At 73.1% G+C, this 13,415-nt stretch carries 13 protein-coding genes; 7 read left to right on the top strand and 6 right to left on the bottom strand.

What is annotated here, in order from left to right; all coding sequences use genetic code 11:
• The first annotated feature begins 49 nt into the window (after positions 1-49).
• On the top strand, positions 50-1,459 hold the full coding sequence (locus LG634_RS15075) for a M1 family metallopeptidase (protein ID WP_226734385.1): 1,410 nt from the start codon (positions 50-52) through the stop codon (positions 1,457-1,459).
• 23 nt (positions 1,460-1,482) lie between these two features.
• Here LG634_RS15075 and LG634_RS15070 read toward each other — a convergent pair whose 3' ends face one another.
• Both LG634_RS15070 and LG634_RS15065 read right to left on the bottom strand, forming a co-directional pair.
• Positions 1,483-1,995 (bottom strand): GNAT family N-acetyltransferase, encoded by a 513-nt coding sequence (locus LG634_RS15070; protein WP_226734298.1) that lies wholly within the window; start codon positions 1,993-1,995, stop codon positions 1,483-1,485.
• Between the two features lie 139 nt (positions 1,996-2,134).
• The gene (locus LG634_RS15065) at positions 2,135-2,710 is read right to left on the bottom strand and encodes a TerD family protein (protein ID WP_226734297.1); all 576 of its coding nucleotides are present in this window, start codon (positions 2,708-2,710) and stop codon (positions 2,135-2,137) included.
• A 151-nt stretch (positions 2,711-2,861) separates the two neighbouring features.
• Between LG634_RS15065 and arfB the strand changes: the two genes are divergently transcribed.
• Positions 2,862-3,287: an alternative ribosome rescue aminoacyl-tRNA hydrolase ArfB gene (gene arfB / locus LG634_RS15060; RefSeq protein ID WP_226734296.1), complete on the top strand. Its 426-nt coding sequence runs from the start codon at positions 2,862-2,864 to the stop codon at positions 3,285-3,287.
• A 171-nt stretch (positions 3,288-3,458) separates the two neighbouring features.
• Here arfB and LG634_RS15055 read toward each other — a convergent pair whose 3' ends face one another.
• A complete protein-coding gene (locus LG634_RS15055) occupies positions 3,459-4,067 on the bottom strand; it encodes a flavin reductase family protein (protein ID WP_226734295.1) in 609 nt (202 codons plus the stop codon).
• Between the two features lie 326 nt (positions 4,068-4,393).
• Here LG634_RS15055 and cdgB point away from each other — a divergent pair, with 326 nt between their 5' ends.
• Together cdgB and LG634_RS15045 are read left to right on the top strand one after the other, a co-directional pair.
• Complete coding sequence (cdgB, locus tag LG634_RS15050; protein ID WP_226734294.1) at positions 4,394-6,109, top strand: diguanylate cyclase CdgB; 1,716 nt, start codon at positions 4,394-4,396, stop codon at positions 6,107-6,109.
• A 68-nt stretch (positions 6,110-6,177) separates the two neighbouring features.
• Positions 6,178-7,218, top strand: coding sequence for a CBM35 domain-containing protein (locus LG634_RS15045; RefSeq protein ID WP_226734293.1), 1,041 nt, complete (start codon positions 6,178-6,180; stop codon positions 7,216-7,218).
• A gap of 19 nt (positions 7,219-7,237) precedes the next feature.
• Here the strand turns inward: LG634_RS15045 and LG634_RS15040 are convergent, their stop codons facing one another.
• The 3 genes from LG634_RS15040 to LG634_RS15030 form a co-directional block, all read right to left on the bottom strand.
• Positions 7,238-8,158, bottom strand: a complete 921-nt coding sequence (locus LG634_RS15040) for a 1-phosphofructokinase family hexose kinase (RefSeq protein ID WP_226734292.1) — start codon at positions 8,156-8,158, stop codon at positions 7,238-7,240.
• A 164-nt stretch (positions 8,159-8,322) separates the two neighbouring features.
• Entirely contained in the window at positions 8,323-9,474 is a 1,152-nt protein-coding gene (nagA, locus tag LG634_RS15035; RefSeq protein WP_226734291.1) for an N-acetylglucosamine-6-phosphate deacetylase, read from the bottom strand.
• Positions 9,474-10,406, bottom strand: a complete 933-nt coding sequence (locus LG634_RS15030; protein WP_226734384.1) for an ROK family protein — start codon at positions 10,404-10,406, stop codon at positions 9,474-9,476. Before LG634_RS15030 ends, nagA begins: the two co-directional genes overlap by 1 nt.
• 222 nt (positions 10,407-10,628) lie before the next feature.
• On the opposite strand from LG634_RS15030, the gene LG634_RS15025 reads away from it, so the two are divergent.
• The 3 genes from LG634_RS15025 (at position 10,629) to otsB (ending at position 13,380) form a co-directional block, all read left to right on the top strand.
• Positions 10,629-11,894, top strand: a complete 1,266-nt coding sequence (locus tag LG634_RS15025) for an ABC transporter substrate-binding protein (protein WP_443729013.1) — start codon at positions 10,629-10,631, stop codon at positions 11,892-11,894.
• Positions 11,895-12,116: 222 nt separating this feature from the next.
• Positions 12,117-12,353 (top strand): DUF3263 domain-containing protein, encoded by a 237-nt coding sequence (locus LG634_RS15020; protein ID WP_226734290.1) that lies wholly within the window; start codon positions 12,117-12,119, stop codon positions 12,351-12,353.
• A gap of 226 nt (positions 12,354-12,579) precedes the next feature.
• Entirely contained in the window at positions 12,580-13,380 is an 801-nt protein-coding gene (otsB, locus tag LG634_RS15015; RefSeq protein WP_226734289.1) for a trehalose-phosphatase, read from the top strand.
• Positions 13,381-13,415: the final 35 nt, after the last annotated feature.

Below are 13,415 nucleotides of genomic sequence, written 5' to 3'. Positions count from 1 at the left end.
TGCCCGCGCCGCGGACCCGCTTAGGATCAAATGCGTGGACCGCACCCGTATGACCCCCCGCCGCGCCCCTGCCGCCGCAGCCGCTGCCGTGCTCGCGCTCACCGCCCTGAGCGCCTGCACCGGCGGTGCGGTGCAGGGGCGCCCGGGTGCGTCCGGGCTGCGCGACCCGTACTTCCCGAAGGCGGGGAACGGCGGCTACGACGTCAGCCGCTACGGCCTCGTCCTGGACTACGAGCCCCGCACCCGCGAGCTGACCGGCACCGCCGAGATCACCGCGACCGCCACCCAGGACCTCAGCGCGTTCAACCTCGACCTCGCCGGCCTGACCGTGGACTCGGTGACCGTCGGCGGCAAGGGCGCCCGCTTCAACCGGGTCGGCCAGGAGCTGACGGTCCGGCCGCCCGACGAGGTGGAGAAGGGCGCCGTCTTCCGCACCGTCGTCCGCTACTCCGGCAGCCCGAAGACCCTCACGGACCCCGACGGGTCGAAGGAGGGCTGGATCCCGACCGCCGACGGCGCCGTCGCCGTCGGCGAACCGGTCGGCTCCATGGCCTGGTTCCCCGGCAACCACCATCCGTCCGACAAGGCCGTCCACGACGTCCGGATCACCGTCCCGGCCGGCTACGAGGCCGTCTCCAACGGCAGCCTGGCCTCCCGTGTCGTGCACCCCGGCGGCACCACCTTCCGGTGGCGCGGCGGTGACCCGATGGCCACCTACCTGGCCACCCTCGCCATCGGCCGGTTCGAGATCTCCACCGGCCGCAGCCCCGGCGGCGTGCCGCTGTACTCGGCGGTGGCCCCCGCCGAGGCGAAGGCGAGCCGGCCGGTGCTGGCGAAGGTGCCGGAGGTCGTCGACTGGGGTGCGAAGAAGTTCGGCCGCTACCCCTTCGGATCCGCCGGTTCGATCGTCGTGCCCCGCGACACCCTCGGGTACGCGCTGGAGACCCAGACCCGGCCGGTGTACTCCAGCGCCCCCAGCGAGGAGCTGATCGTCCACGAGCTGGCCCACCAGTGGTTCGGCAACTCGGTGTCGCCGGCGACCTGGCAGGACATGTGGCTCAACGAGAGCTTCGCCACGTACGCGCAGTGGCTGTGGACCGAGGACCACCAGGGCCTCACCGCCCAGGAGACCTTCGACGCCTACTACGAGGGCGACACGGAGACCGTGCACGATGCGGACGAGGACTTCTGGGCGTTCCCGCCCGCGGAGCCGCCCGGCGCCGAGAACATCTCCGAGCCGCCGGTGTACACCCGCGGCGCGATGGTGCTGCACCGGATCCGCCAGGAGGTCGGCGACGAGGAGTTCTTCAGGATGGTGAAGGGCTGGGCCGCCGAGTACCGGCACGCCACCGCGAGCACGGACGACTTCACCGAGTTCGCCGAGGAGTCCACCGGCCACGACCTCACGGACGTGTGGGACGAGTGGCTGTACGGGGAGGGCAAGCCGGCGGAGGAGTAGGGCCCGTCTTCCGGGTCGGCCCGTCAGACCAGGGGTTTCCGCAGCACCCGGCAGGGGCGGCCGAGCGCCAGGTCCTGCGAGCGCCGCAGCAGCCGGTAGCCCTGCGCGGTCCAGAACGCCAGCCCGCGCGGGTTGTCGTCGAGTACGGCCAGCCGTACGCCGGTGCGCCCGGCGGTGCGGAAGCCGTCTTCCAGCAGGCCGGCCAGCCGCCGTCCGTGGCCCTGCCGGTGGACGGCCGCGTCGACGAGCAGCAGGCCGATCCACGGGTCGGGGTCGGTACCGGACGGGTGGTGCGCCAGGGTGGCGGCGAGGCCGACGAGGCGGCCTTCGGACCGGGCGAGCAGCACTTCGGAGCCAGGTGCGGCGAGTTCGTCGGCGAGGGCCGCGGCCACCTGCCCGAGGGTGATGTGCGCGGGGTCCGGGAAGTCCCCGCTGAGCTCGAAGAACTCCCGGTTGGCGGCGTACAGCGCGGCGACCTCGGTGAGGACGGGCCCGGGCAGCGCGCCGTCCGCCCGCGGCAGCGGTTCGAGGATCATGCGCCGAAACCTATCCCGGCCCGGGTACGCCGCACCCCCCGCGGCATGCCGCCGCAGGGGGTGTCCGCGTACGTCCGGGGTACGGCCGGAACGGGTCCGGCCACCCCGGACGGAGCGCGTCCGGAGCCGGGTCGGACGGTCAGACGTTGACGCCGAAGTCCTGGGCGATGCCCGTCAGGCCGGAGGCGTAGCCCTGGCCGACCGCGCGGAACTTCCACTCCGCGCCGTTGCGGTACAGCTCGCCGAAGACCATGGCGGTCTCGGTGGCGGCGTCCTCGGAGAGGTCGTAGCGGGCGATCTCGGTGCCGCCGGCCTGGTTCACGACGCGGATGTACGCGTTGCGGACCTGGCCGAAGTTCTGGCCGCGGGAGTCTGCGTCGTAGATGGAGACCGGGAAGACGATCTTGTCGACGTCGGCGGGGAGGCCGGCCAGGTTGACGTTGATGGCCTCGTCGTCGCCCGCGCCCTCGCCGGTGCGGTTGTCACCGGTGTGCACGATGGTCTGGTCCGGGGTGGACTTGTTGTTGAAGAAGACGAAGTGGCCGTCGGACACGACCTTGCCCATTGCGTTGACCGCGATGGCCGAGGCGTCCAGGTCGAAGTCCACACCGGTGGTCGTGCGGACGTCCCAGCCGAGGCCGACCGTGACGGCGCTGAGGCCCGGGGCCTCCTTCGTGAGCGAGACGTTACCGCCCTTGGACAGGCTTACCGCCATTGGAGAAGTCCCCTTTTTCGTCGTCCGTGGCCTTGGGTTCCCGGCCATGGTCAAGCTACCGCTGTCTGTCATAACGCGGGGAGAGGCCCGGCGGGTTCCAGGGTCGCGAAATCGGCGTGACGGGGGCGCGGCGGGCCGGGATCATAGGGGCATGCCTGGTCCCTATGTCATCCGCGGTTCGGTCGTCCTTCCGGAGGCCGAGCTCGTCTGGCGTTTCTCGCGTTCGTCGGGGCCGGGCGGGCAGCACGTCAACACGTCCGACTCGAAGGCCGAGCTGAGCTTCGACCTCGGCGCGACGAAGGCGCTGCCGGAGGTGTGGAAGGACCGGGCGCTGGAGCGGCTGGCCGGGAGGCTGGTCGGCGGGGTGATCACCGTTCGCGCTTCGGAGCACCGCTCTCAGTGGCGCAACCGCGAGATGGCCGCCGTGCGGCTGGCCGCGCTGCTCGCCGAGGCGACCGCGCCGCCGCCCAAGCCGCGCCGGGCCACGAAGATCCCGCGCGGGATCAACGAGCGGCGGCTGCGCGAGAAGAAGGCCCGCTCCGACACGAAGCGGGGGCGCTCCGGGCGCGATTGGTGACGGCACCGGACGCGCCGTCACGGGCCGCGGCCCTTGGGTCGGCTGGGCTCAAAGCCTCGGGGCTCCGCCCCGGACCCCGCGCCTCAAACGCCGGCGGGGCTGGATTTTGCCCCGCCGGGTCGGTCTGCCGAGCAGGGTCACCCCTCCGGGCTCCGCCCCGGACCCCGCGCCTCAAGCGCCGGCGGGGCCGGAAGCGCCCCCCAGGTGCCGGTACCGCCCGCGGAAGTACAGCAGCGGATCGTCCACAACCGCAGCCCCCGTCCCCGCCACCGGCGGCAGTCCCGCCGCCAGCACCCGGCCGATCACCAGTGTGTGGTCCCCGGCCTCGACCCGGGACTCCGTACGGCACTCCAGCGTGGCCAGCGCCCCGGAGACCAGCGGCGCCCCCGTCAGGGACCCGCGCTCGTGCGGTACGTCGGCGAACAGCAGCCGGTCGCTGATCCGGCCCTTCATGGCGAACCGCGCGGCCACGTGCCGCTGACTCTCCGCCAGCACCGACACCGCCCACAGCGGCTGCTCCGCCAGCAGGTCGTCCATCCGGGACCCCTCGCGCAGGCCGACCAGCACCAGCGGCGGGTCCAGGGACACCGACATGAACGCGGTGGCCGTCATGCCGACGGGCTCGTCCAGCGGCGGCTCCTGGGCGGTGACCAGGACCACGCCCGCCGCGAGCCGGGACATCGCGGCGCGGAACTCGTCATTGCTCACCCCCTCAGCATGAGGGCTGCCGGTGGCCGCGGGTCCGGCGGAAGGGGCCGTCAGGGGTCTCGTCTTCAGCACGTCCGGAACGCTAGTCTCGCCCTCCCGTGCGGCGCATCGGGCCCGGGACCGAGCCGCGGCCTAGGGCCGGCGGCCTACCCGGCCGCGTATCTTTTGCTCCTGAGAACGAGGGGGAGCGCTCCCAGCCTCGCGCCGGCGAGCCCCGGCGACCGGCAGCCCGCCAGCCCCCGGATAATTCATCTCATGTGACTTGAGTCACAGAGGGCAAGATTTGTTGACCCTGTGTACCGGCGGAACAGCTCACTGTGATTCAGTGGAATGGACACCGCAACGAAACGACGATGACAAACCTGGAGTTGCTGTCGAGGTCTCGGGGAGAGCGAGCAATGGAGACCGAGTCGGAGCCGTACGTCCGTCTTGCGACCCTGCGGCAGCTGCACCAGGTGGTGGCCGAACTCAACACGGCCCGCAGCCTGGCGGACACTCTGCAGACCGTCGTGGACGGCATTGTCGTGGGCCTCGGCTACGAGCTCGCCTGTGTCAACCTCGTCCGCCCCGACGGTGACCTCGTCGTCGCCGCCTTCGCGGGCAACCCCGCCGCCGAAGCGCTGATCACCGGCCGGGTCGGCTCCCGCACCTCCTGGGACCGGCGCCTGGCCATGGGCGAGTCCTGGGGCGGCCTGCGGTTCATCCCGCACACCGAGGGCTGGGTGCTGCTGGAGGACGACGTACCGCAGTGGCACACCGAGGGCCCCGATCCGCGGTTCGAGGACGAGTGGCACCCCGAGGACCGCCTCTACGCCCCCATGTACGCCACCGGCGGCGAGCTGCTGGGCGTCATCTCGGTCGACAAGCCGCGCAACGGGCGCCGACCAGGGGCCTGGGGCCGCGAAGCCCTCCAGATGTACGCATTCCAGGCTGCCATTGCGATCAGCAACGCGCGCCTGCGCGCGAACATGCAGCGCGCCCTGGTCCGGCTGGAACGCGAGCAGCAGGCGCTGCGGGCCAGCGAGGAGTCCTTCCGGCAGGCCTTCGAGTACGCGCCCAGCGGCATGGCGATCGCCGAGATGGGCGGCGACCAGCACGGCCGGCTGCTGCGCACGAACGACGCGCTGTGCCGGCTGCTCGGCCGCCCCGCCTCGGTGCTGCGCCGCTACTCGTTCTCCGACCTGGTCCACCCCGAGGACATCGGGACCCTGCTGCGGACCTCCGCCGAGGGCGGCCGCGCCGAGCTGCGGCTGGGCCGCCGGGACGGCACGTACGTGTGGGTCTCGCTGCGGAACTCGGTGGTCGCGGACGCCGCCGACGGGCCGCGGTTCCTGCTCACGCACGTCGAGGACATCGAGGAGCGCAAGCGGCACGAGCTGCAGCTCGCGCACCGCGCCAGCCACGACTCATTGACCGGCCTGCCCAACAGCGCCGAGCTGCGCTCCCGGCTCGCGGCCCGGCTGTGCCGGCGGCCGCAGTCCGTGCGGGCGACGGCCGTGGAGGCCCTGGACGCGGCCTACGAGGGCGCGGACGCGGGCGGGCACGGGCCCGGCGGCCACGGAATGACGGCCGACGGCTACCCGGTGGACGGCTACCCGGCCGGGGGCTACGCGGACCCTTTCGACCCGGCGGGCGGCGGGCCGGGCGGGCCCGGCGGCGGGGCCTTCGACCACCACGTGCACACGGTGGCGCCGGCCACGGACATCGACGACGGCACCAAGGGGCTGGCCGTCCTCTTCTGCGACCTGGACGGCTTCAAGTCGATCAACGACCGGTTCGGACACCACACCGGTGACGCCGTGCTGATCGAGGTCGCGCGCCGGTTGACGACGGGGGTGCGCGACGGTGACACCGTCGCCCGGCTGGGTGGTGACGAATTCGTCGTCCTCGCCGACGGGCTCGGTGCCGCGGACGCCGCCGACCTCGCGGTCCGGCTGCGCAACGCGATCATCCCGCCGATCCGGGTCGACGGCCGTGCGGTGCGGGTCGGAGCGAGTTTCGGCATCGGATGGGCCAGCTGCGGAATGTCCGCCGACGAGGTGCTCCGCTCGGCCGACCAGCGGATGTACATCGAGAAAAGGTCGCGTTCCAAGGCGCACCGCAGGGCCGGCTGAGGTCATCCGGAGCCCGGGGGAGCGCCTGTTCGAGGTAGGCTCCCCGGGGTCGAAAGGAGTGACCTGCGATGACGACGCCCGCGAACAACGGCCCGAACAACGGCGCGAACACGCCAGAAGACGACGACCCGTTCGGTTACCTCTACGCGGACGGCCAGGCGGCCGGTGCCACCCCGCCCACGCAGGGCGGCGGTTACGGCTACCCGGGTCAGGGCGGCGGTCAGCCGGGCGTCCCCAGGACCTCGTACAACCAGGTGCGGACGGTCGGCGAGCGGACGTACGGCGGCCAGCGCGGCCACGTGCCGCAGCAGCAGCCGCACCCGCAGCCCGGGCACCAGCCGCAGCCGCACTACCAGGCCCCCGAGGCCATACAGGCGGCCGGCGGCTACGGGGTCCCGCCGCAGCAGACGTACGGCGGCCAGCAGTCCTACGCCCCGCCCGCCCAGCCGGCCCCGCCGGCCCGCGGCTCGAACCGCCGCGGCCTGCTGATCGGTGCGATCGCCGTGGTCGGCGCGGTCGTCATCGGCATCGGTGTGGCCCTCATCTCGGACCAGAACAAGGACAAGGACAAGGGCAAGGACACCTCGTCCAACACCCCCGTCGGCCAGTCCACCGGAGCCCAGCCCACCCCCGGCAAGAACGACCCGACGAAGAAGCCGGTCAAGAGTTCCGAGATCCCGGTCGCGGACGCGGCGGCCGGCCCGGGCATCGTGCTGAGCGGCGGCGCCACCCCGCAGAACCACGTGCCGGGCGCGAAGGGCGCCGGCGGCCAGTACGTGGGCGGCTTCAACCAGGTCGGTGCGGCGATCACGTGGACCGTGGACGTGCCGGAGACCGGGACGTACACGTTCCTCGTGAACTACGGCGTGCCCGGCAAGGACGGCGACGGCACGCTCACCATCAACGGCGAGCGCCAGGACCGGGCGATCAGCCTCAAGAACTTCTCCAAGGCCGGCGACGGCGAGTGGGAGAAGGGCTGGACCTACAGCTACTCCTACATCAAGCTCTCCAAGGGCACCAACGCCCTGAAGCTGTCCTGTGAGTCGAACAACAAGTGCGAGGCGATCATCGACCAGCTCCGCCTGATCAAGGGCGAAGTCAAGTCCTGATCCCGGGGTCAGGGCCGGGCTAACCCGCCGTCACCCTGACCGTCTCGCGCAGCAGTTCATAGGTCCCCGCGTCGAATTCGCCCGCCGCGGGGGCCTTTACTGTTGCCGCCGACAGGGCGACCGCGTGGGTGAGGCGGGTGGGCCAGTCCTGGTCGTGGGCCAGGCCCGAGAGGAGGGCGGCCACCGCCGAGTCGCCGGCGCCGGTGGGATTGCCGGACATCGGGGCGGGCGGTGCGGCCTGCCAGATGCCGTGGGGGGTGGCGGCCAGGAGGCCGGCCGGGCCGAGGGAGGTGACGACCGCGTGGGCGCCGCGGCGGCGGGCGGCCAGGGTGGCGGGCAACGGTTCGCGGGAGCCGGTCAGTTGGGCCAGCTCGGCGGCGTTCGGCTTCACGATGTCGGGGCGCGCCGCGACCCCGCGGCGCAGCGGCTCCCCGCTGGTGTCCAGCAGCACCGCCGCCCCGGCCGCCCGGGCGGTCCGGATCAGGGTGGCGTACGCGCCGACCGGGACGCCGGGCGGCAGGCTGCCGCACAGGGCGACGGCCCGGACCCCGCCCGCCAGCAGCTCCTCGTAGCGGGCCTGGAACGCGGCCCACTCGGCGGCGGTGACGACCGGCCCGGCCTCGTTGAACTGGGTGGTGTCGCCGGTGGTTTCGTCGACGACGGCGAGGGTGCGCCGGGTGTTGCCCGCGCACGGCACCAGCGCGTCGCGGACCCCGGGGGAGCCGGCCAGCGAGCTGCGGAGCACCGCGCCGACCGGGCCGCCCGCGAAGCCGGTGGCGGTGACCTCGTGGCCGAGCGCGGCCAGCACCCGGGCCACGTTCACGCCCTTGCCGCCGGGCCGTTCGATGACGTCGGACACCCGGTGCGAGGCGTGGGCGCGCATCCGCGGCACGTGGTACGTGACGTCCAGTGCGGTGTTCAGCGTCACGGTCAGGATCATCGGCGCACTCCCGGGTCCCGCTGGGGCAATCGGAATTTCGTGTTCGGTGCCGGGATCATGCCAAACAGAAGGCGGGCGGCCCAGTCCAGGGCCGCCCGCCTGCCCGTTCGGGACGGTTTGACCAGCCCTTCGGCGGGTCGGGGCCGGTCCGGGGCCGCGGTGCGTCAGCCGCGCGGGTCGACGATCCACTCGCCGCGGCGCATCACGCCCTTGAGGTGGAACTCCGCGTCGAGGACGACCAGGTCGGCGTACTTGCCGGGCTCCAGCGAGCCGACCTCGTCGTAGAGGCCGAGCAGCTTGGCCGGGTTGGCGGAGATGGCCTGGACGACGGACTCCACCGGCAGCCCGTCGATGGTCACCGAGCGCCGGAACGCGGTGTCCAGGGTGAGGGTGGAGCCGGCGATGGAGCCGCCCTCGACCAGCCGGGCCACGCTGTCCTTGACCTCGACGGCCAGCGGCCCCAGGTGGTAGGTCCCGTCGCCGAACCCGGCCGCGTCCATGGCGTCGGTGATGAGCGCGACCCGGTGGGCGCCGGCGTGCCGGAACGCCAGCTCCAGCATCGCGGGGTGCAGGTGGGTGCCGTCGTTGATCAGCTCGACGGTGACCCGCTCGTCCTCCAGCAGCGCCGCGATCGGGCCGGGCTCGCGGTGGGCGAGGGCGGGCATCGCGTTGTAGAGGTGGGTGGCGACGGTGGCGCCGGCGTCGATGGCCGCGCGGGTCTGCTCGTAGCTGGCGTCGGTGTGCCCGATGGCCGCGATCACCCCGTGCTCGGCGAGCAGCCGTACGGAGTCCAGCCCGCCGGGCAGCTCGGTGGCCAGGGTCACCATCCGGGCCTGGCCGTGGGCGGCGTCGATCAGCTTGCGGACCTCGGCCGGATCGGGGTCGCGCAGCAGGCCCTCGGTGTGGGCGCCCTTGCGGCACGGGGAGATGAACGGGCCCTCGAAGTGGATGCCCGCGATGTCGCCCTGCTGGGCCAGTTCGGCGAGCAGCGAGGCGCGGCGGGCCAGCTCGGCCAGGTCCTCGGTGACGGTGGAGGCGACCAGGGTGGTGGTGCCGTGCTCGCGGTGGGTGCGCACGCCGGTCAGGACGTCCTCGGCGGTCCCGGAGGTGAAGGACGCGCCGCCGCCGCCGTGGTTGTGCATGTCGACGAAGCCCGGCACCACCCAGTGCCCGGACAGGTCGACCACCGGCGCGTCCGCCCCGGCCGCGCCGGCGATCCGGGACCCGTCGACGATGACGCGGCCGTGCTCCACGGTTCCGGTCGGCAGCACCACCCTGGCGCCGGACAGGACGGTGCTGTGTGCGCTTCCGGACATCAGGCGGATACCTCCGTGGCGAGTAGATCCCAGGCGAGCAGGCCCGCGCCCAGGCAGCCGGCGGTGTCCCCGAGGGCCGCCGGCACGATGTTCGGCAGCCGCTGGAACGTCACGCGCTCCTTGACGGCCGCCCGTAGGGGTGTGAACAAGGTTTCCCCGGCCTCCGCCAGGCCGCCACCGATGATCAGGGTGCGCGGGTCCAGCAGGGTGAGGGCGGTCACCAGCCCGTCCGCGAGCGCGCCGATGGCCTCGGACCAGACGGCCAGCGCGCGCGGGTCGCCGGACTCGACGGCCTTCGCGCAGTCCGCGGCGTCCGCGTCCGGGTCGCCGCTCGCGGTGGCCCAGGCACGGGTCACGGCGGCCGCCGACGCGAGGGTCTCCAGGCAGCCGTGCTGGCCGCAGCCGCAGGCGGGGCCGCCGGGGCGGACCACGATGTGGCCGATCTCGCCCGCGTAGCCGTGCGCGCCGGCCTCGATGGCGCCGGCGATGCCGATGGCGCCGGCGATGCCGGTGCCCAGGGGGACGAACAGGAAGCGGTCGGCGCCCCGGCCGGCCCCGATCCGGCCTTCGGCCAGGCCGCCGGTGCGGACGTCGTGGCCGAGGGCCACCGGGATCCCGTCGAGGCGGTCGCTGAGCATCGCGCGCAGCGGTACGTCACGCCAGCCGAGGTTGGCCGCGTACACGGCGGTGCCGGTCTCGGCGTCGACGATGCCGGGCACGGCGACGCCCGCGGCGGACGCCGGCTGCCCGTACCGCTCCCGCCCGAGGGCGTGCAGGTCGGCGGCGAAGGCCAGGATCGACTCGACGACGGCATCGGGGCCGCGCTCGCGGCCGGTGGCCCGGCGCGCCTCGTGGAGCAGCGTGCCGTCCGCCCCGACCAGGGCGGCCTTCATCCCGGTGCCGCCCACATCGAGGGCGATGACGTGTTTCACGGGTTTCACGGGGGACAGTCTCGCGCGTGGGGAGGGGAAAGGTCTAGTCCACTGGAAGGGATTGTTGAGCGGCCATACAAATCCGGACGCCCGGATCTGCGCAGGCCGCTGCCGGTAAGCGCCCCTGTAGGCCACCTCACTTGGAAGCGGAGTGCCCAGGTGGTGTAGACCTTACGGTCGACGAACGGGACGAGAACCGGGGAAGACAAGGGTGGGAACACTGTGAAGCCGCGCTACCGGAACCTGGCCGCCGCAGCAGCGGCGCTGTGCATGACGGCGACCCTGACCGGTTGCGGAAGCCTCACGGGGTCCAACGAGGTGACCCTGCGCCTCGTGGCGGCCGACTACGGGGACAATCCGTCGAATTCCTCCAAGAAGTACTGGGAGGAGCTCGCCGCCGCCTTCACCGCGGCCAACCCCGGCATCAAGGTCGAGGTCAGCGTCTACTCCTGGGAGGAGGTCGACGCGAAGGTCGCCGAGATGGACAAGGCCGGGAAGGCGCCGGACATCGCGCAGATCGGCGCGTACGCGGACTACGCGGCGGCGGACAAGCTGTACTCCACCGACCAGCTGCTGTCGGTGACCACCGAGGCGGACTTCCTGGAGCCGCTGGCCGAGGCCGGCAAGATCCGCCGGATCCAGTACGGCATGCCGTTCGTGTCCAGCACGCGCCTGCTCTTCTACAACAAGCAGCTCTTCGACAAGGCGGGGGTCACCGCCGCGCCCACCACGTGGGCCGAGCTGGAGGCCGCCGCCAAGAAGCTGAAGGGCACGGCCAAGACGCCGTTCGCGCTGCCGCTGGGGCGCGAGGAGGCACAGGCCGAGACGATGATGTGGCTGCTGTCCGGGGGCGGCGGCTACGTCGACAGCGACGAGACGTACAGCATCGACTCCGCCGAGAACACGAAGACGCTGACCTGGGTGAAGGAGCACCTCGTCGACGCGGGCCTGACGGGGGCCACGGCGCCGTGGACGCTGAACCGGCAGGACGCGTTCGACGCCTTCGCGCGGGGTGAGGTCGGGATGCTGAACGGGCACCCCACGCTGATGAAGCAGGCCGCCGCCAAGGGCGTGAAGTTCGGCATGGTGCCGATGCCGACGCAGGACGGGCGCGAGCAGCCGACGATGGGCGTGGCCGACTGGGTCATGGCCTTCAAGAGCGGCGGGCACCCCGAGGCGAGCGGCAAGTTCCTCGACTTCATGTACGAGGCGAAGAACGTGACGGCGTTCACGAGCACGTACGACCTGCTGCCGGTGACGACGAGCGGGTACCGGGCGATGCAGTCCGCCAAGGGCGGCGGGTCGGACCTGCGGACGTTCCTGAACGCACTGCCCGGCTCGCGCCTGTACCCCGTGGGCAAGAAGTCCTGGGCGCAGGTCAGCGAGGACATCAAGCAGAACATCGGCAAGGCGGTCCAGCCGACCGGCAACCCGGACACCACGCTGGATTCCATCGCCCAGACGGCCCGCCGCAACGACACCCGCTGAGCGCGCCGGGGCAGCTCAAAGCCGCAGGGGCTCCGCCCCGGACCCCCGCGCCTCAATCGCCGGCGGGGCTGGATTCTGCCCAGCCGCAGCCGCAGCCGCAGCCGCAGGTGAAGGACGGGCAGGGGGAAAATCCAGCCCGTCCGGCGTTTGAGGACCGGGGTGCGGGGCGGAGCCCCGGCTTGGAGCCGCGGCGGTGTCGGGGGCCGCGGTTATGTTGGACGGATGACCGATGATGAGGGGCTCTCGGAGCGGGAGATGGCGGTGCTCGCCTACGAAGGGCGTACCTGGGCCGGCCCGGGTGCCAAGGAGCGGGCGATACGGGAGGGGCTGGGGATGTCCCCCGTGCGGTACTACCAGCTGCTCAACGCCCTCATGGACGACCCCAGGGCCCTGGCCCACGCCCCCGGCACCGTCAACCGCCTCCGCCGGATCCGAGAGGACCGCCGCGCCCGCCGCTGACTCCCAGTAGGGTCACACCATGGGGAGCCATCCGAACCACCCGGATCCGCACCAGCCCACACACGAGCCCGGGCAAGATCCCGCCGGGCGGAATCCAGCCCCGCCAGGGGGTCCCCCCGGACGGAGTCTGGGGGAGATCGAGGCGCGGGGGTCCGGGGGCGGAGCCCCCGACAGCGGGACCCTGCCCGAGCCCCGCACCGCGGCCGGCCGGCACGCGCTCGACGCGATGCTCACCGCACCCGCCCAGACGGTGATCGCGCTCGACTTCGACGGCACGCTCGCAGAGATCGTCCCCGACCCGGAGCGCGCCAGGGCCCACCCGGGAGCCGTGACCGCCCTGACCGCCCTCGCCCCCCGCGTCGCCTCCGTGGCCGTGATCACCGGCAGGCCGGCAGGGGTCGCCGTCCGCTACGGCGGCTTCGCCGGAGTCCCCGAACTCCGGCACCTCACCGTCCTCGGCCACTACGGCGCAGAGCGCTGGGACGCCGAGACCGGCCGCGTGCACGCCCCCGCCGTACCCCCCGGCGTGGCCGCGGCCAGAGCGGAACTCCCCGGCGTCCTCGACGCGGAAGGCGCCTGGCACGGCACCTGGATCGAGGAAAAGGGCCGGGCCATCGCCGTGCACACCCGCCGCGCCGCGGACCCTGAGGCCGCCTTCGAGGCCCTGCGCGACCCCCTCGCCCACCTCGCCCACCGCCACGGCCTCGTCCTGGAGCCCGGCCGGGCCGTCCTGGAGCTGCGTCCCCCCGGCATGGACAAGGGCGTGGCCCTCGCCGGCTACCTCGCCGAGACCGGCGCCCGGGCCGTCCTCTACGCCGGCGACGACCTCGGCGACCTCGCCGCGTTCGCCGCCGTCGAAAAGCTCCGCGCCGACGGCCTCCCCGGCCTCCTCGTCTGCAGCGGCTCCTCGGAAGTCCCGGAACTCGCCGCCCGCGCCGACCTCGTCCTCGACGGCCCCGCCGCCGTCGTCGCCTTCCTCGCGGCCCTCGCAGCCGCCATCACCACGGCAGATCCCTCCGCCGGCTAGGGTCTGTCGTCAAACTCCTGTCGTCGCCCGCGGGG

It is taken from the genome of Streptomyces bambusae (assembly GCF_020532645.1).
Classification (GTDB): Bacteria; Actinomycetota; Actinomycetes; order Streptomycetales; family Streptomycetaceae; genus Streptomyces; species Streptomyces bambusae.
The sequence above is the reverse complement of the archived record's forward strand: the minus strand, read 5'-3'. Positions and strand labels throughout refer to the sequence as shown.

Excerpts from the sequence above, each read along its gene's own strand:
- LG634_RS15075 (WP_226734385.1), top strand. The coding sequence starts at position 50 with ATGACCCCCCGCCGCGCCCCTGCCGCCGCAGCCGCTGCCGTGCTCGCG.
- LG634_RS15070 (WP_226734298.1), bottom strand. The coding sequence starts at position 1,995 with ATGATCCTCGAACCGCTGCCGCGGGCGGACGGCGCGCTGCCCGGGCCC.
- LG634_RS15065 (WP_226734297.1), bottom strand. The coding sequence starts at position 2,710 with ATGGCGGTAAGCCTGTCCAAGGGCGGTAACGTCTCGCTCACGAAGGAG.
- arfB (WP_226734296.1), top strand. The coding sequence starts at position 2,862 with ATGCCTGGTCCCTATGTCATCCGCGGTTCGGTCGTCCTTCCGGAGGCC.
- cdgB (WP_226734294.1), top strand. The coding sequence starts at position 4,394 with ATGGAGACCGAGTCGGAGCCGTACGTCCGTCTTGCGACCCTGCGGCAG.
- LG634_RS15045 (WP_226734293.1), top strand. The coding sequence starts at position 6,178 with ATGACGACGCCCGCGAACAACGGCCCGAACAACGGCGCGAACACGCCA.
- LG634_RS15040 (WP_226734292.1), bottom strand. The coding sequence starts at position 8,158 with ATGATCCTGACCGTGACGCTGAACACCGCACTGGACGTCACGTACCAC.
- nagA (WP_226734291.1), bottom strand. The coding sequence starts at position 9,474 with ATGTCCGGAAGCGCACACAGCACCGTCCTGTCCGGCGCCAGGGTGGTG.
- LG634_RS15020 (WP_226734290.1), top strand. The coding sequence starts at position 12,117 with ATGACCGATGATGAGGGGCTCTCGGAGCGGGAGATGGCGGTGCTCGCC.
- otsB (WP_226734289.1), top strand. The coding sequence starts at position 12,580 with ATGCTCACCGCACCCGCCCAGACGGTGATCGCGCTCGACTTCGACGGC.